We start from the raw sequence: 18,852 nt of genomic DNA, 5'->3' as shown, positions 1-18,852 counted from the left end.
TTTCAAAGAGTTTGCGTCCTGTAAATTTAGTCCGTTATGCTGAGAGTCATATTAGTTTATCTTTGCAAAACGAAAAAACAGATTATTAAAAAATAAATATGATTTTATAGGTTTGAAATCCAAATTTATAAACTCCTAATCCAGAAAGCATGAAATATTATATTATTGCGGGTGAAGCTTCAGGCGATTTGCATGGTTCAAATTTGATGAAAGAACTGTATAAAAAAGATCCAAATGCTGACATCCGATTTTGGGGTGGCGATTTGATGAAAAATGTTGGCGGTACTTTAGTAAAACATTATCGGGAATTGGCATTTATGGGTTTCATCGAAGTGATTTTTAACTTAAAAACTATTTTGAATAACATCAAAATATGCAAAAAAGACATTCTTGAGTTTCAGCCCGATGTGCTTGTTTTCATAGATTATCCCGGTTTCAATTTGCGTATTGCAAAATGGGCCAAATCGTTGGGCATGAGAATACACTATTATATTTCCCCTCAAATCTGGGCTTGGAAAGAAAGCAGAATTACCGACATCAAACACGATATCGATAAAATGTATGTGATTTTACCTTTCGAAAAACAATTCTACGAGGACAAACATCATTTCCCGGTTGAGTTTGTGGGGCATCCGCTGATTGATGCTATTCACAACCAACCCGCAGTTGACCCAAACCTTTTTAGAAAAGAAAATCAATTAGACGAAAAACCAATTATCGCTATTTTACCCGGTAGCAGGAAACAGGAAATCACGAAAATGTTATCTGTAATGTTGAGCGTTGTCAATGATTTTCCCGACTATCAATTTGTAATTGCTGGTGCGCCAAGTCAGGAATTCTCTTTTTATAAGAACTTCATTTCGCATGAAAACATAAAATTCATTTCCAATAAAACGTATGATTTATTACGGAATTCAACTGCCGCATTAGTGACTTCAGGAACTGCAACTCTGGAAACGGCACTTTTTAAAGTTCCGGAAGTAGTCTGTTACAAAGGCAGCTGGGCTTCCTACCAAATTGCGAAACGAATCATCACACTTAAATACATCTCGTTAGTAAACCTGATAATGGATGAAGAAGTGGTCACCGAATTAATTCAGGAGGAATGTACCACAAAACGCATTCGTGAAGAATTGAAAAAAATCCTGGAATCTAATCATCGCAATACTCTTTTGAAAAAATATACGTTATTAGTAGACAAATTAGGAGGCATTGGAGCCAGTGAAAAAACCGCTACTTTCATTGTTTCTGATTTACAATAGTTTACAAATATTTTGTGACTGTTTATATTAATCCAAAAAATATTCTTTTGAAACATTTCGCGTTCTTATTATTGATTCTTGTTTTTTTTACGGCTTGTAAATCGACTTCTCCCATAGTCACTTCTAAAAAATCAGACACCAAAAAAGAGAAATTAACAAAATCCGATACAAGAAAAACGAATCGTCTTGCAGAAGAATTGATTGACGCAGCTGCTGAGAATCTTGGAGTAAAATACAAATATGCAGGCACAACAAAAGCAGGTTTTGATTGTTCCGGTTTGATGTACACCATTTTTGATTCACACAATATAACCCTTCCTCGCAACTCTTATCAACAGTCAAAAATAGGCGACGTTATAAATACCAAGCGCAAACAGGCGCAAAAAGGAGATTTAATATTTTTTAAAACGAACAAAAATTCACAAATAAATCATGTAGGAATTGTCATTGAAGTCAATGATGAGGAGATCAAATTTATTCATTCTTCGACTTCAAAAGGAGTAATTATTTCCTCCACAAAAGAACCGTATTATAAGAAGGCCTTTGTACAATTAAATCGAGTGTTATAGAGAAACAAAATGCTTTCTGTCTCCATAAAAAACAAAGTTGTTTCTTACTAAAAATGCGTACTTTAGATACATGAAAGTACTTCATTTTCCTTTAGCACGAATAACGATTGGATTTATTTCAGGAATTCTTTTTGCCTACTACCTTCATCCACCAGCAGCATTACTCTTTATTTTACTTTCAACATCCATTAGTATTTTTGGTGTATTGTATTTTTTATTGAAAAACAAAAGCAAGAATGTTTTCTATTTTGGATTGACAACGTATTTCCTGGCTTTTCTTATCGGAATTTCAACTCAGGTAATTCACATGGATCATTTTCAAAAAAGCAATTACATTTACAATACGACTATTTTTGAACAGCCGCATTTTATTTCTATAATCATTCGCGAGAAGCTAAAAAGCGCTCCGTTTAGTGACCGTTACATTGCCATTATAAACCGTGTGAATGAAAAAAAACAAACAGGAAGAATCATTTTAAACATTCAAAAGGACAGCTTACATCATGCATTCGGGATTGGAACACCTTTACTTATTAAAGGAGTTTTGTCTAAAAACAGACCTCCTAATAATCCGAATCAATTTGATTACAGCAAATACCTCGAGAACAAACAAATCTATGCGCAACTGAATGCTGATGCTGAAAAAATCAAAATTGGAACTGAAATAGAGAAAAACATCTGGTATTATTCCTCAAAATTAAGAACCAGAATTATTCGTAATTTAGAAAAAAACAACTTCAATAAAACCGAATTAAATGTTGCTATTGCTTTAATAATGGGGCAACAGCAGGATATTTCACCAGAAATTATTCGGGATTATCAATATGCCGGAGCGGTGCATATTTTATCGGTATCAGGACTGCACATTGGATTCATTTTAATTTTTGTCACTTTCATTCTAAAGCCAATTCCTAATACTAGACGCGGTTCATTCCTAAAGTTACTCATCATTCTCGCCTCTTTATTCACTTTCGGAATCATTGCTGGCCTAGCACCTTCGGTTGTGCGTTCCGTAACCATGTTTTCGTTTGTTGCCATTGGAAATCACTTACGAAGAAGCGTCAATATTTACCACACTTTATTAGTTTCCATATTACTGATTCTGCTTTTTGAACCTTCCTTTCTATTTGACGTTGGCTTTCAATTAAGTTATTTAGCCTTATTTTTCATTATTTGGGTGCAACCGCTTATAGCTTCAATTTGGTTACCAAAAAACAAAGTTTCTAAGTACATTTGGGACATTCTCACGGTATCCTTTGCTGCACAGTTAGGAACTTTACCGTTGAGTATTTATTATTTCCATCAGTTTCCAGAATTGTTTTTTGTCACTAATTTAATTGTCATTCCGGTATTGAGTATCATTATGGTTTTAGGAGTTTTAGTCATGCTTTTGGCCGCATTTAACAGCATTCCTGTCTTCCTTTCACAACTACTAGAGTGGTGCATTTATTACATGAATAAAATCATTAATGCAATTGCGTCTTTAGAACAGTTTATACTCCAAGATATTTCATTGCATTTTTACATGTTGCTCAGTAGTTATTTGTTATTATGCACTGCAATTATTTGGCTTAAGAAGCCAAATTTCAACAAATTAGTAATGGTATTGATTTCAATTATCATTGTACAAATCTCATGTCTGAATATTCAATGGAACATTCAAAACGAACAGGAATGGATTGTTTTCCACATCAAAAGAAACACATTACTGGCAGAACGAAAAGGGGGAAATATTACGGTCTATGCCAATGACAGTATTTTGAAAACTGCTCAAAAAAACAATACATTAAAGTCCTATAGAATCGGGAATTTAAGTAGTCTTAGAGAGAAAAAAGAACTACAAAACCTTTTTTATTTTAATGGAAAAAAGATTTTCATTTTAGACAGTTCCGGTGTTTTTCCAAAAAACATGAATCCGGATATCATTGTACTGACTCAATCTCCTAAAATAAACTTTGAACGCTTATTGCAGACGACGAAGCCAAAGATGGTCGTAGCCGATGCATCCAATTATAAAACGATTCAAAAACAATGGAAAGCAACTTGTTTGAAACAAAAAATCCCTTTTCACGCTACGAGTGAAAAGGGATTTTATAAATTGAATGACTAATTATTTCTTGTGCAGCAATCCATTTGCAACAGCTAACCATGCAGATGGTCCACCCGCAACATATCCTGTGCTTCCTAAATTTTCAAAATTAACTTTGCCATCAACCGTTACAACATTCGCAAAATGAATTGTCGGGAATCCTTGAATAGCAAAGACTTGTTGTAATTCGTCGTTTTGTTTTTTAATCTCAGGAGTCTGTGGTGCTCTTCTAGGATAATCTAATTCGACTAGCACTACATTTTCTTTGGCCCAATCAGCAAATTCAGGTGTTTTTAAAACCTCTTTTTGTAACCTGATACACCAACCGCACCAATCGCTGCCCGTAAAAAACAACAAAATTGGTTTTTTAGTTTTATTGGAAACTTCCATAGCCTTAATGACATTGGTTTCCCAAACTAATTCTTGTGCTTCAACGGCAAATGAACCCGCTAACAATAACAAAGCAACTATTATTTTCTTCATATTTTATAATTTTTAATTTTTAATAAATCAAAAACGATGCCTAAAAATTATCGAACACCATGCATTAATTTCTTAATTACCGGCCCCATCAAAATTGAGAATAAAGCCACCGCTATAGATATTATAGCTAACATCCAGAAGAAATAACTCAATCCATGCTCATTGGCAATTTTATCAATATTTTCTCCGAACATACCTGCTCCTTTCATTCCTATTGCAACTGCAAGATACCAAACTCCGAACATAAATGCAATCATTCTTGCAGGAACTAATTTACTCACATAAGACAATCCTACTGGAGAAATACACAATTCAGCCATAGTATGGAAAAGATACACCAATATTAGCCAAATCATACTTACTGAAGCTGTTTTTGCACCAGCTTCAATTCCGCTTGCGCCAAAAGCTACACAAGCCATACCAAGTGCTAACAATCCCATACCAATGCCGTATTTTAAATTAGCAGAGGGATTGTATTTACTTTCCCACCATTTAGAAAACAATGGTGCTAGTGAAATAATAAACAAAGAGTTTAAGGTAGAAAACCAAGTTGCAGGAACTTCGGTCAATGCAGTCGTTACTTTATCAATTTTCAAAGCTTGCAATGTATCATCTGACAGTGATAAATATCCTGCAGTGTAATAATCTCTGGCTAGCATCCATATTGCTATTGCCCAAATAATTATAAAACTTACGCTTAGAATAACATTTGCAAGAGCGTAAAATTTAAAGGTTTGTTTGAATAATAAAAATAACACCCAAGTAATAATTACTAATGGTAAAATAGTTATTAGTGAATTCATCACTAAAAACACCACACTCCAATTACCTGTTAAAACCCGATCGGTATAATCATTCGCAAAGATGGTTAAACTGTTTGGCGATTGTTCAAAAATTGCCCAAAAGAAAATAGTCAGAAATGCGAAAAATGTAACCGCTATTAATTTTTCTTTGGTTATTTTAGAATATTGAGTAAATCTATAAATCAACAATATAATAAATACAACCAGTGCTGAAACGATCGCAATAGAATTTCCATTAGCCCCCAAGAAAGAAAAAATATTTACTTTTCCTCCGGATATTTTGGAAGCCGGATCATTTATAAGCCATAATAAAGCCAATAATGACGAGAATGCAATAGCTGCTAATTGTATTGGTGAAAAAGGATTTCTTTTATCCGTATCCAAAGCTTCAGCTTTCGCTTTGCTTTCTTTATTTGGTTTCAAACCAATGTCTCCAAAGATATCTTGAGACAACCAAAACTGTAACATTCCAAAGAACATAAAAATTCCGGCTAAACCAAACCCATACGTCCAACCTACTTTTTCTCCTAAATAACCACAAAGTAAAATACCAAAGAAAGCACCGGCATTTACACCCATGTAAAACAAAGTATAGGCACCATCTTTTTTCTCCGGACGGTCTTTGTACATTTCAGACACAATAGAAGTCATGTTGGGTTTAAAAAACCCATTTCCGAAAACCAACAACACTAATCCTAAGTAAATAGAAAATTCTGTTTCAACGGCCATAGAAGCATGACCTAAAGTCATCAAACTGGCACCAACCACTACAGCCCATCTAAAACCGATAACTTTATCAGCAAAATATCCCCCTAACATGGTGGATAAATAAACCAACCCAACGTAGGACCCAAATAATGCAGATGCATTTTCACGAGTCCATTCCCAACCACCATCTGTAAAGGAAGCCGTTAAAAATAATATCAGTAAAGAACGCATTCCGTAGAATGAAAATCGCTCCCACATCTCTGTGAAAAACAAAACGAATAATCCCGCTGGATGTCCTAGAACGGTACTTTTAAAAAATTGATCTGTAGTATTTTCACTCATTTTATTAATTGTTTAATTCTTTGTCTACTCCGTGCATTAATTTTTTGATTACTGGCGAAAGTACCAATAACAGTAATCCGAAACCAAGTCCTGTATAAAACAAGTATTCAAAAAGTACTAAGTAACTCTGTTTTGCTAAGTTCAAATCAGGTGCTGTACCATTTGAAGTATCGACAGAAGCGATATTAGCCAAAATGGAAGCAATAAATTCGGAACTGGCTGTTGCCAAAAACCAAACGCCCATCATGAATCCCACGATTTTTGCTGGGGATAATTTAGTCACTGCAGAAAGTCCTACCGGTGATAAACTCAATTCTCCACAAGTATGCAAAAAATAAGCTAAAATTAGCCAAATTGCCGCTACTTTTCCTGCACCAGAAAGATTTATCCCCATAACTAATGCTCCAAAACCTAAACCAACGAAGGCTAATGCAAAAGCAAATTTTACAGCTGTATTCGGATTGTATTTTCCTAAATTTGGCCATATCCAAGCAAAAACTGGAGCTAACAAAATTATAAACAACGCATTAAAACTTAAGAACTGTCCGGCTGATACTTCATAACCAAATATAGTTCGGTCTAAAATTCGGTCAGCAAATAAATTCATGGAAGTATACGCTTGTTCAAACAATGCCCAGAATACAATTGTAAATACAATCAGAATTGTCAAAGCAATCAATTGGTGACGTGCTTTACCATCGAGTTGCGTAGCTGCGTAATAAACAATATAAATAAAAGAAATCCCACCTGCAATTTTTAAAGCCCATGAAACTGCATCGTGATTTTGGACCATTTGCCAAAACAATAACGTTGACAAAACACTTCCAATATAAATCAACCATTCATTTTTAAGTCCAAACGATTTTTGCTCTAAGAAAGTGGAGTTGTTCGATTCCCCTTTTCCCATCAATAATTTTCTTCCGGATATAAAAGTCAATAATCCAAAAAACATTCCGACTCCAGCTGCTGCAAAACCATAACTCCATCCGTATTTTTCGCCTAGCCAAACACAGATCAGCGTAGCCATAAAAGATCCCAAATTGATTCCCATGTAAAACAGCGTGAATCCAGAATCTCTTCTTTTATCCCCTTTTTCATATAGTTCGCCCACTAATGAAGAGATATTGGCTTTTAGAAAACCAACCCCGACAATTATTAATGATAATGAAAAGTAAAATATTTGCAAGGCGGTTTCATCCCGTGTAATTTCCCCCGTAATGGATTCAGTTGCGGCATTCCCTTCATACGCCATTCCTATATGACCTAATACCAGCATAATACCCCCAAAAACAATCGCTTTTCTAAATCCTAGATAGCGATCCGCAATAAAACCGCCTAAAACGGGTACTGCATACACCAAGGCAGCGTAACTCCCAATCAGTAAATTTCCAGAAGTATCCGAAAACAAATGGTACTTTGTCAGATAAAAAATCAACAAAGCTTTCATTCCATAAAAAGAGAATCGTTCCCACATTTCGGTAAAAAACAATATAAAAAGCGCTTTTGGATGTCCAAAAAATTCTTCTTTATTCAATGCGTCGTTTGTCATAAAGCGCTGTTATAAATTTTCTTTGATAAAATTAGTCATTTTCGTATACAATTGAATTCTGGTTTTTCCGCCATAAATCCCGTGATTATTGTCTGGATAAATTTGCGAATCAAATTGTTTGTTGGCCTGAATCAAAGCTTCCATCATTTGCATGGAGTTCTGAACATGCACATTATCATCCCCTGAACCATGAATCAAAAGAAATTTTCCTTTCAATTTATCCACATGGTTTATTGGTGAATTAGCATCATATCCGCTTGCATTTTCCTGTGGTGTAGTCATGTAACGTTCCGTGTACACACTGTCATAGAATCTCCAGTTTGTAACTGGAGCCACAGCAATTGCCATTTTGAAAACATCGTTTCCTTTCATGATACAATTAGACGCCATAAAACCACCATACGACCAGCCAAATATACCAATTCTAGCTTTATCAACAAATGAGTAATTTCCTATTATTTTAGCAGCGTCAATTTGATCTTCTACTTCGTATTTTCCTAATTGCAATTGAGTCACTTTTTTGAAATCGGCTCCTTTAAAACCAGTTCCACGTCCGTCAACACATGCCACAATATACCCTTGTTGTGACAACATCATAAACCAATAATCATCCGTACTGTTCCACTCGTTATTCACTTGTTGTGAACCCGGACCAGAATATTGGTACATAAAAACGGGGTATTTTTTTGTTGGATCAAAATCTTTAGGTTTAATCATCCAAGCATTTAGCTCATTACCTTTTGCTGTTTTTAAAACAAAAAACTCTTTTGCAGGTAAATTATAGCTTTTTAGCTTTGAAGCCAATGCTTCATTGTTTTCAATAACCTGAACTTGTTTTCCAACTTTAGCTTCGTTCAATGAATAAATCGTAGGTTGAGACGCACTAGAAAACGTATTGATGTAGTATTGAAAATTTGGGCTGAATGTTGCCGAGTTCGTTCCTGTATTTTGTGACAAACGTACTTTGTTTTTTCCGTCAAGTCCTATTCTGTAAACATCTCTATTGATAGACCCATTTTCAACAGACTGATAAAAAACCGTATTTGTCTTCTCGTCTAAACCATAATAATTAGTCACTTCCCATTTCCCTTTGGTCAGTTGATTTTTTAATTTTCCGTTTTTATCATATAAATAAATATGATTGAAACCATCTTTTTCGCTAGTCCAAATAAAACTATTATCTTTCAAGAAAGTCAAGTTATCCGTTACATCAACATAGGCTTTGTCTTTTTCGTTCAAAACCACTTTTGCAGCTCCTGAATTCCCATCGATAAACAACAAATCCAAATTGTTCTGGTGGCGATTCAACACTTGCGCAGATACAATATTCGCATCATTGGTCCATTTTATTCTGGCGATATAAAATTCGTTGTAATTCCCAAGGTTTACATTTTTTACCTTATTCGAATTTACGTCATAAATGTGTAAAGAAACCAATGCATTCTTTTCACCGGCCTTTGGATATTTGAACGTTTGCATCGTTGGGTACAACTCTTTTCCAAACATAGACATTGAAAATTCCGGCACCTGACTTTCGTCAAAACGAATGTAAGCTACTTTTTTGCTGTCAGTACTCCAATCAAAAGCTGTCACAAAAGCAAACTCTTCTTCGTAAACCCAATCCGTAATACCGTTAATAATACTGTTTTTCTGTCCGTCTGTAGTTATTGGAGTCGATTTATTAGTAGCTAAATCATATACATACAGATTATTTTCTTTGGCATACGCTATCTTTTTTCCATCAGGTGAAAAAGTAGGTTCCTGAACGGGAGAATCAAATAATTTTTTTAATTTTTTACTGACGATATCGTATAAGTAATAATCCGCAGTAAACGAGTGGCGAAAGATTTGATTCGTGTTACAAGCTAATAAAATCATTTTTTCTGAAGCATCAAATGTGTAACTGTCAATCCCGCTTGAAAGTTCTTTGTGGGATTTTGTATCTATAAGTGTCGCTACTTTTTTTAAAGTTGCAAAATCATACAAATCGATTTGCATACTTCTGGACTGGTTGTCTAAATTCAAAACCGTGTATTGATTAGTATTTTTCATGGACTGTAATTCATCCATTCCTTGCGCACGAAATGTGCCGTTGTAAATTTCATCAATTGTGATTTTTTGTTGGCCAACAGCCGTAAAACACAGGAATAAAAATAATGCTATAATTTTTTTCGAATACATACTATTTATTTAAAGATAAAAACCGTCAATTTTAGTGAAAAAATTACAATTATCGGTCATTTTATATGTTAAATGTAAAAAATAATATAAAAACCAACCTTCCACTGAATATAATTTGATTGTAAACAAAACAGCTAAAAGCGTATCTTTGCAAGTATACATACTATAATCTATTGAGAATGAATAAGGCCATTAGCGGATTTTCTAAATTATCCAAAGAAGAAAAAATTAAATGGATTGCCAATCAATATTTTTCAACACCAACTGAAGCCATTTCCTTGCTGAAAAACTACTGGAATTCTGATGAAAAAATACAGAAATTACACGATGAATTCATTGAAAACACGATAACCAATTTTTACATTCCGCTGGGAGTTGCTCCTAATTTCCTGATTAATGGAAAATACAGCACGATTCCTATGGCAATTGAAGAAAGTTCTGTGGTTGCCGCTGCCGCAAAAGCTGCTAAATTTTGGTCCACGCGCGGCGGGTTTAAAACAACCGTAATCAACACCGAAAAAATTGGCCAGGTTCATTTTATCTATAAAGGAGATGTTTCAAAATTGAACTTGTTTTTTGCCCAAAACAAAAGCAAATTTTTCGCAGAAACAGAATCGATTACCACAAATATGCAAAAACGCGGTGGCGGAATTTTAGACATTACCCTAAAAGATAAAACTGATTTATTGCCGAATTATTTTCAGCTGCATGCCACTTTTGAAACCAAAGACAGCATGGGTGCTAATTTCATCAATTCGTGTCTGGAACAATTTTCAAAAACATTAAAAGAAGAAGCACATAATTATGACTTGTTCACGGAAACGGAGAAAAACCTTGAAGTTGTGATGAGTATTCTTTCGAATTATGTCCCAAATTGCATTGTAAGAGCTGAAGTTTCTTGCCCAATTACAGACTTAGAAGAAAAACACATTCATAATCCTCAAGAATTTGCCGATAAATTTGTGCAAGCCGTTCAAATCGCCGAAGTCGAGCCCTATCGTGCCGTAACGCACAACAAAGGAATCATGAACGGAGTGGATGCCGTTGTTTTGGCAACCGGAAATGATTTCCGTGCCGTAGAAGCCGGAATTCACGCCTATGCTTCCAGAAACGGAAAATATTCCAGTCTTTCCCATGCCAAAATAGAAAATGGCATTTTTACTTTTTGGTTGGAAATTCCTTTAGCATTAGGAACTGTTGGCGGTTTGACTTCCCTGCATCCATTGGTAAAATTGTCATTGGAAATGCTGGAAAAACCCTCTGCTAAGGAATTAATGCAGTTTGTAGCCGTAGCCGGTTTGGCCCAAAACTTTGCCGCTTTGCGCTCTTTAACCACAACAGGAATTCAGGAAGGACACATGAAAATGCATTTAAACAACATCATCAACCAGTTTGAAGCCAATGATGAAGAACGCATTTTAGTCCAAAAATATTTCAAAAAAAATACCGTATCGCATAGCGCCGTGGTTACCTTTATTGAAAATTTAAGAAAATAACATTGATTTTTGACATCCCTATCAGGGTTTAAAACCCTGATAGGGATTAAAAGTAAGAGTAATGAAAAAAACATTCTACAGTAATGGAAAACTTTTAATCACAGGAGAATATCTGGTTCTTGATGGCGCAAAAGCTTTTGCATTACCCACTAAAATGGGACAAAACCTCATTATAGAAGAAGGAAGCAACAAGGAAATCATCTGGAAAAGTTATGATGCGGACGGGAGCATTTGGTTTGAAGACAGTATTTTATTTTCTGACATTTCAAAGGGAGTTAATCCTGAAAATGAATCGGTAAAAGCAACACTTACGACCATTTTACACGAAGCATTTAGATTAAATCCTGACTTTATTTTAAATTACAACGGATACCATATTACTACCGAACTTGGATTTCCTAAAAGCTGGGGCCTGGGAACCTCTTCTACTTTGATAAACAACATTGCCCAATGGCTACAAATCGATGCCTATATACTGCTTAAAAACAGTTTTGGAGGCAGCGGTTACGATATTGCGTGCGCCCAGAATGACACACCTATTGTATATCATCTGGAACAAGAAAATCCTATAGTTGAAAAAATATCCTTTAATCCGGATTTTACACAACACGTATACTTTGTATACCTCAACAAAAAACAAAGCAGTAAAACCGCAATAGCGGCTTATAATATTAATAAAAAAAACAATCTGGCAAAAACCATTGCTATAAATGACGCGATAACTTCTGAGGTTTTGAAGGCCACTACGCTTCAAACTTTTGCTACGGCAATGCAAAGACACGAACTACAAATGAGCATTCTTCTGGAAACACAAACCATTAAAGAATCTTTATTTCCTGATTTCAATGGCGTGATAAAAAGCCTTGGCGCTTGGGGAGGCGATTTTGTGATGGTGATCTCAGAGGACAATCCAACAGCTTATTTTACTTCAAAAGGATACAAAACTATTATTCGGTATACTGAAATGATATTGTCTTAATATTTCATAATAATCCCCGTTATTGAATAAAACTTCATTACAATTAAAAATCCCGATACATTTTGAATGTATCGGGATTTTTTATTTTGATTGATTACTTTTTCGAAAATTAGTAATTGAAATCTATTCTGTTGTCTTCAATTTTAGCGTTAGCTTTCAATGCAGGAATTACTCTATTTGCATCTGAAGCGCTTTGTGCTTTTAATTTAGTTACATAAGCTGCGTGGCTTTTTAAAGCTGGTGCTTTTACTGTGCTTGTGTTTTTCACTACATAAACTCCCGTATTTCCTTCAATTGGAGCAGACAATTTATTAGCAGCTAAAGCGAATGCATTTCCAACTACTTTTGGTTCTTGACCAACACCTGGCAACATGGTGTTTTCCATAGTAAGATCAGTTGCTTGTTGCACGGTTCCTCCTACTGCTTTTGCAATTGCTTCAAGAGAAGAACCTGACATTTTTGCTTTGATAAGTTCCGCTTTTTTCTTATTTTTAAGAATTGGCTCCACATAAGGTCTAACTATTGAAACGGCTACTAAACCAGAATCGTCAATACTTTTCAATTTTGCAATTACGTGACCTACATTAGCCACTTCAAATCTTTTTACAGTTCCTACTTTAACTCCATTTTCAAAAGCCCATCTTACGATTGTTCTTTGATTGCCTAATGTTCCAAAGTTCTCATCCATTCCTTTTACAGAAACAGCCGGAGCAACTTTAAGTCCCATATCTTTTGCAGCTTTATTAAAATCATTATCAGCAGCATCCATTTCTAGCTTAGTTGCCTGAGTAAATATTTTATCAGAAGTTGCTTCCGAAGCTTCAATTTTTTGAGCTACAGTAGCCAAACGAATTCCGTCTTGCTTGTCTGTAATTTTAATAATATGAAAACCAAAATCAGTTTCTACTAAACCAACTTTACCGATACCATTATTAAAAACAAAATCATTAAAAGGTTTTACCATTTGGTTTGGACCAAAATAACCTAAATCACCACCTTGTTGTGCTGATGAATCATCAGAAGATGTAAAAGCCAACATCATGAAACTATCCGGATTAGCATTTACTTGTGCCAAAATACTTTCTGCTTTTGCTTTTGCTTGCTCTTTTGTTCTTTTTTCTTTTTGGTTAGGAACTTGTGTTCCTTCATAACCAATTAAAATATGACTTGCTTTGGCATTAACTCCTGATTTCATTCCCATAGATTTAGAAATACAGTAGTATTTTCCAAACATGTATGGTCCATAAACCGCCCCTGGAGCAAGGTTGAATAATTTATCAGCATCTACAGCCGGTAGATCTTTTTTAGCAATGTAGGTGGAATCATAAGGAACATCTGAATTTGAATTTACAAATTCTACTGTGTTCGTCGTTGTTCTAAATCCTGGTAGAGTATCATTCTTTCCAGTTGCTTGGTTGTAAACCACACTTCCTGTCAACAATGCATTTATTTTTGATTTCACTTCCGTTTCATCCGCAGCAGAAGCTTTGTCTTCGATCAAAACATATTCTACTTCACGAGATTCGTCAGCTTTGTATTTTTTTTCATTTTTCTTCATGAATTCAACAATCTCAGCATCAGTAACTTTTACCTCACTGTCTTTAATTGTAGAATATAAACCTGCAACGTAAGCAAAGTTTACTTTGTTTGCTTCCATTTCATATTTCAACTTTCCTTCGCTTTCAGTTGTATAAACTGCCGCTTTAATTAAAGTGTTATACATTTGGTATTTAGCGTTCAAATCAGCATCTTTCTCTCTATCTTTCAAGAATTGAGCTTGTGCAGGATTTGCTTTGAAATATTCCTTGAATTTTACAACATCAAAAACACCGGCAGCATTTAAAAATAATGGGTTTCCACCAATATTTTGATCCGCTTTTAAAACTTCCAATAAGTGTTTTTCACCAACTCTAAGTCCTAATTTATCAAATTCAGACGTTAGTAAAGCTACAGAAACTTCTTGTTCCCAAACTCTGTTTGCTGCTTCAGTTGACGTAATCCCCTGACCACTTTTTTCAACATTACTTACTTTAACTCTAAAATCTTCGAATGAAATATCTTTTCCGTCGATGCTTCCTACATCTTTTGATGTACTACTGAAACCTCCACTGTTGAATATATCACCTATGATAAATGCTAATAAACAAAACCCAATAACTAATATCAGAAGAAGCGAACGTTGTCTAATTTTTTGTAATAATGCCATTTTATTGTTGTTAATTTTTATATTCAGTTTGCGAAAATACAATTATCTAATTAATAATTATACTAGTAGCGTTTTATTTTGCAAGAAATTTCATTTTCCTAAAAAAAATCACTCTTGTACGGTCATTTTTACTAATTCTATTTTCTTATTTGTGGCTTCTTCAATTATAAAATGATAGCTGCCTATCGTAATTGCCTCCCCTTTTTGAGGAATTTCTTTTGTAAAATCGACTATAAAACCACCTAGTGTTCCGTAAGAATCACTTTCAGGAATAGCCAATTTATAGGAGTCATTTAAATATTGGACATCAAATCGAGTTGAAAAAATAAAGACTCCGTCTCCTAACTCTTTTTCGATCAATTCTTCGTCTGAATCGTGTTCGTCTTCAATTTCTCCAAAAAGCTCTTCTACAATATCTTCTATGGTAATAATTCCCGAAGTTCCTCCATACTCATCTAATACTACCGCTACACTTTTCCGCTTTTTAGTCAGCAAATTCATAGCGTCTTTTATGAATATTGTTTCCGGAACAAACTCAACCGGAATTACAATTTGCTTAATGTTATTTGGTTTTTTAAACAAATCAAAGGAATGAACATAACCAATGATGTCATCCAGAGAATTTTGATACACCACTATTTTAGAATAGCCTGTTTCTATAAATAATTGTTTTAGATCTTCTATAGAATCGAATACATCAACTGCAATAATTTCGGTTCTGGGACTCATCACATCTCTGGCTTTCACACCAGAAAATTCTAAGGCATTTTGAAACATTTGTATTTCAGAATCTACCATTTCGTTATCCTCAACAGTGCTCATTTGTTCTGTAATGTAATTCCCAAGTTCTATTTTACTGAAATACAACTGAATTGTATCTCCTTCGGTTTTGAAGAATTTCTTCAAAATAAAATCGGAAATCCCAATAAAAAAGGTTGAAATAAAATAGAAAAATTTATAAAAAACATAAGCCGGAACTGCAAAAATCTTAATTAAGGAGTTCGCATAAATTTGAAAAAAAACTTTAGGAAGAAACTCGGCAGTAATTAATATCACTAGTGTCGAAACCAGAATTTGAAGCACTAAACTGAACCAATCTGATAAATGATATCCCAAAGCAGCAAAGCAGCGCAGCAACAATTTTCCCATAAAAAAACCATAGACCACCATCGCTATAGTGTTCCCAATTAACATGGTTACAATAAAATGGGTGGGTTTTTCAGTAAGCTTTGTAAGTATTTTTGAAACGAAATTATCTTGTTTTTTTTCAATTTCAAGATAAATTTTATTTGAAGAGACAAAGGCTATCTCCATTCCTGAGAAAAAAGCACTTAGTATTAGACACAATATGATAATACTAACTTCCATTGATTAGGATTTTTTGTTGCGATCATCAAATTTTTTGGCAAATTTTCTTCTGAAGAAAAACATAAAAACAGCCAATCCTGCAATCATGAAACTCAGCCAAAACGTTCCTTCAGGATCATTCAATTTAGTGACCCCATCATAAATGAAATAGGCGCCAAAAACAAGATAAACGTATTGTGTGTATTTTAGGTAATTCATAATGTATTTGTATTAATCGGCTGATTCTATTTCGCCCGTTATTTTTTGAGAATTAATCACTTTAAAATCTTTACTAAAATCGATTCCTTGTCCATTTGAAGTTCCTTTTGGATCTGATAATTTAAATCTTCTTTCGGTAAAAAACCATTCATTTTTTTGATCAAAATACAATTGCTCCGTTTCTAAGGTCTGACCATCTTCCGTAAAAATCCTCACTTTCCCTTGTAAATCAATGATACTTGTGCCTTTGTAAGAAATAGCATAATTGGATTTGATAAATGTTTTCTTCGCTTTTTTATCGAATAAAGTAACATCAATTCCTTTTGGAAATTCCGTAAAAGGAAAATCAACACTGGAATAATCCAACATTTTAGAACTAACCAAAATTGCCGTAATTCGTCCCGAATCAGTGTATTTTAAATTCACCATATCCGCGTCACTATTAGGAATAAATTCCGAAAAATTAATCTTCTGAATTTCCTTAAAATTGCTTTCGCAACCAAAAAATAGCGTCACAGCAAAAACTGTGACAACTGATTTAAGATACTGTTTTTTGACTAAAGTCATACGGCTGAACTTGACCAAGATATTTGGCAATAGTACCAATTCTTGTTATTAGTTGAATTTTCGTTTTACAAACCATTGATCATTAAGCGAAAAACTCACACTTAAATTGGCATAGTTCTCCTGAACAAGATTTGCTTTTGTAGTTCCTTTTTTTCCTATTTCGAAACCAAAATTTACATTTGAGAAACTACCTGTTATCGGGAGCCCTAAACCAAAAGTTAATCCCATATCGTTTATAGATTCTGAGTTGATAACCAACCCTGTTTTTTCATATTTAACACCTGCTCTGTAAACAATTCTTTTTGTATAACTTGTAAACGAATTGTAATTAGGGACATAATACCCTCCTAAACTCACGTTACCATATTTTCCATAACCCACATTAGCTGCATCATTATAATCATTTGCCTGACCCGAAGTTTTACCGTATGAAATCTTACCGCCAACAAGCCATTTCCTAGCTTCTCCAATTCCTCCACTTAATGATATCTTACTTGGCATTGTCATTCTTGCCTGTGTTTTCATCTCATCAAGAGCATCAACAACAGCTAAATCATAATTTGAATTATAGATTACGGTCGAAATATTTCTCGTGTTTTTAGATGTCAAACTACTCTCCAATGAATAAGTCAAACTACTAAAAACAGATATTTTTTTGGAAATCTTGGTTTGGTACATCATTCCAAGATTAAAATTTACGCCAGATAAATCTGCTGAATTCAATTCACGTGTCCCAATAGGAACTCCAGTAATAAATTCAAGGCTATTGGTTTCAATTTTTCCAAAATTATAATTCACATCGGCACCCACACTAAAATTAGGCGCAATTTTATATCCTACACCCAAAAAAGCTTTATTCAAACCACCTGTGCCGTTAAAACGCTTGTTGTTTTCTGTTGCACTTTCTGAAATAGATTCAATTTTATACCCAACAGAAGAATACGGAATCAATCCAAAACCCAATCCAAACTTACCCAAAGGCAAACCAACTGCAAGATAATCCAGAGTAGTTCTTCTGGCATTCGCTGATTCAGTATTGTTTTTTAAAGTGGTAGTCCCGTACGTTCCTCCTAAAGTAAAAGTAGTCCATTTAAGATTTGCATAACTGGCTGGATTTTGCAAGTTCATGTGTATACTATCCTGCTCAACAACTACCCCTGCCATCGAGCGGTTTTCAAGCGTTCCTTTGAATCTTACATCCCCTATTCCGTAAAAAGAATAGGGAGAGGAAGTTCCTTCTTGAGCAAAAGACACTAATGATAAAAGCAAACATGCGCTTATTATAATTTTTTTAATCATTTTTGATTTTATATTGAAATGTTTGATTCAAACTTTCCAGAAGAAAATTTGAATTGGCAAATATGGTATTTTTTAATCGTTTAGCCAAAAAATCTGTGTCACCACCAGTTAAAATTATTATAAAATTTGAATATCTTGCCTTATATTCATCGATGAAACCGTTAATCTCATATACGAAACCGTTAACCACCCCAGAATGAATCGATTCAGAAGTGGATGTTCCAATGAAATCTTTTGGACTTTCTAATGATAACAAAGGAAGTTTGGCCGTAAAATTATGCAACGCTTCGTAGCGCAATCGCAATCCTGGCGCGATGGCTCCGCCCAAATAATTATCTTTCTCATCAATAAAATCATACGTAACACACGTTCCTGCATCAATAACCAATCGATTCTGATTCGGAAACCGAAGCGTTGCTCCTGCCGCAAGAACCATGCGGTCAACGCCCAAGGTTTTAGGAGTCGCATAACAATTATGGAACGGAAAAGAATCTTCAGGAGACAGAAAATGAACATTCAGCACTTTATTAAAGACTAAAAAAGACTGTTTTTCGACAGCTCCAACAGACGAAACGACCAAATCAGTTATTTTTTTTGAATTTTTTAAAATATTTTCAATATTTTTTTGAAGTTCTATTTTAGAAAAAACAAAAAGTTCAAAAAGGGTAGCACCCTCAAAGACAGCTGCTTTAATTCTGGTATTTCCAACATCGACAACTAAAATCATAATATGGTTTTTGATGTTGCGAAGGT

The 18,852-nt window shown here is 34.4% G+C and carries 15 protein-coding genes; 5 read left to right on the top strand and 10 right to left on the bottom strand.

Going from position 1 to position 18,852, the window contains the following annotated elements; all coding sequences use genetic code 11:
• Positions 1 to 149 precede the first annotated feature (149 nt).
• The 3 genes from lpxB to ACNQGD_RS13425 all read left to right on the top strand — a co-directional run bounded on the left by lpxB (position 150) and on the right by ACNQGD_RS13425 (position 3,941).
• On the top strand, positions 150 to 1,262 hold the full coding sequence (gene lpxB / locus ACNQGD_RS13435; protein WP_417999637.1) for a lipid-A-disaccharide synthase: 1,113 nt from the start codon (positions 150 to 152) through the stop codon (positions 1,260 to 1,262).
• Positions 1,263 to 1,309: 47 nt separating this feature from the next.
• Positions 1,310 to 1,831 (top strand): C40 family peptidase, encoded by a 522-nt coding sequence (locus ACNQGD_RS13430; protein ID WP_417999636.1) that lies wholly within the window; start codon positions 1,310 to 1,312, stop codon positions 1,829 to 1,831.
• A 70-nt stretch (positions 1,832 to 1,901) separates the two neighbouring features.
• On the top strand, positions 1,902 to 3,941 hold the full coding sequence (locus ACNQGD_RS13425) for a ComEC/Rec2 family competence protein (RefSeq protein ID WP_417999635.1): 2,040 nt from the start codon (positions 1,902 to 1,904) through the stop codon (positions 3,939 to 3,941).
• Here ACNQGD_RS13425 and ACNQGD_RS13420 read toward each other — a convergent pair whose 3' ends face one another.
• From ACNQGD_RS13420 to ACNQGD_RS13405, 4 genes are read right to left on the bottom strand one after another with little or no spacing between them, the layout of a single operon-like run.
• Positions 3,942 to 4,403, bottom strand: coding sequence for a thioredoxin family protein (locus tag ACNQGD_RS13420; RefSeq protein WP_417999634.1), 462 nt, complete (start codon positions 4,401 to 4,403; stop codon positions 3,942 to 3,944).
• Between the two features lie 47 nt (positions 4,404 to 4,450).
• On the bottom strand, positions 4,451 to 6,256 hold the full coding sequence (locus tag ACNQGD_RS13415) for a peptide MFS transporter (RefSeq protein WP_417993192.1): 1,806 nt from the start codon (positions 6,254 to 6,256) through the stop codon (positions 4,451 to 4,453).
• A 4-nt stretch (positions 6,257 to 6,260) separates the two neighbouring features.
• Positions 6,261 to 7,805 carry a peptide MFS transporter gene (locus ACNQGD_RS13410; RefSeq protein WP_417996518.1) on the bottom strand — a complete coding sequence of 515 codons (1,545 nt, stop codon included), beginning with the start codon at positions 7,803 to 7,805 and terminating at the stop codon, positions 6,261 to 6,263.
• A gap of 9 nt (positions 7,806 to 7,814) precedes the next feature.
• Positions 7,815 to 9,986 carry a S9 family peptidase gene (locus tag ACNQGD_RS13405; protein WP_417999633.1) on the bottom strand — a complete coding sequence of 724 codons (2,172 nt, stop codon included), beginning with the start codon at positions 9,984 to 9,986 and terminating at the stop codon, positions 7,815 to 7,817.
• Between the two features lie 179 nt (positions 9,987 to 10,165).
• On the opposite strand from ACNQGD_RS13405, the gene ACNQGD_RS13400 reads away from it, so the two are divergent.
• Together ACNQGD_RS13400 and ACNQGD_RS13395 are read left to right on the top strand one after the other, a co-directional pair.
• Positions 10,166 to 11,482, top strand: coding sequence for a hydroxymethylglutaryl-CoA reductase, degradative (locus ACNQGD_RS13400; protein ID WP_417996516.1), 1,317 nt, complete (start codon positions 10,166 to 10,168; stop codon positions 11,480 to 11,482).
• A 61-nt stretch (positions 11,483 to 11,543) separates the two neighbouring features.
• A complete protein-coding gene (locus tag ACNQGD_RS13395; protein ID WP_417999632.1) occupies positions 11,544 to 12,461 on the top strand; it encodes a GYDIA family GHMP kinase in 918 nt (305 codons plus the stop codon).
• A 109-nt stretch (positions 12,462 to 12,570) separates the two neighbouring features.
• Here the strand turns inward: ACNQGD_RS13395 and ACNQGD_RS13390 are convergent, their stop codons facing one another.
• The 6 genes from ACNQGD_RS13390 to ACNQGD_RS13365 form a co-directional block, all read right to left on the bottom strand.
• A complete protein-coding gene (locus ACNQGD_RS13390) occupies positions 12,571 to 14,667 on the bottom strand; it encodes a peptidylprolyl isomerase (RefSeq protein ID WP_417999631.1) in 2,097 nt (698 codons plus the stop codon).
• Positions 14,668 to 14,775: 108 nt separating this feature from the next.
• Positions 14,776 to 16,035: a hemolysin family protein gene (locus ACNQGD_RS13385; protein ID WP_417999630.1), complete on the bottom strand. Its 1,260-nt coding sequence runs from the start codon at positions 16,033 to 16,035 to the stop codon at positions 14,776 to 14,778.
• Positions 16,036 to 16,038: 3 nt separating this feature from the next.
• The gene (locus tag ACNQGD_RS13380) at positions 16,039 to 16,233 is read right to left on the bottom strand and encodes a hypothetical protein (RefSeq protein WP_417993199.1); all 195 of its coding nucleotides are present in this window, start codon (positions 16,231 to 16,233) and stop codon (positions 16,039 to 16,041) included.
• Positions 16,234 to 16,245: 12 nt separating this feature from the next.
• Positions 16,246 to 16,800 (bottom strand): LPS export ABC transporter periplasmic protein LptC, encoded by a 555-nt coding sequence (gene lptC / locus ACNQGD_RS13375; RefSeq protein WP_417996512.1) that lies wholly within the window; start codon positions 16,798 to 16,800, stop codon positions 16,246 to 16,248.
• Positions 16,801 to 16,848: 48 nt separating this feature from the next.
• The gene (locus ACNQGD_RS13370; RefSeq protein WP_417999629.1) at positions 16,849 to 18,099 is read right to left on the bottom strand and encodes a BamG family beta-barrel-assembly machinery protein; all 1,251 of its coding nucleotides are present in this window, start codon (positions 18,097 to 18,099) and stop codon (positions 16,849 to 16,851) included.
• Entirely contained in the window at positions 18,092 to 18,826 is a 735-nt protein-coding gene (locus tag ACNQGD_RS13365) for a type III pantothenate kinase (RefSeq protein WP_417999628.1), read from the bottom strand. Before ACNQGD_RS13365 ends, ACNQGD_RS13370 begins: the two co-directional genes overlap by 8 nt.
• Positions 18,827 to 18,852 lie beyond the last annotated feature (26 nt).

It is taken from the genome of Flavobacterium glucosi (genome assembly GCF_048286535.1).
Classification (GTDB): domain Bacteria; phylum Bacteroidota; class Bacteroidia; order Flavobacteriales; family Flavobacteriaceae; genus Flavobacterium.
The sequence above is the reverse complement of the archived record's forward strand: the minus strand, read 5'-3'. Positions and strand labels throughout refer to the sequence as shown.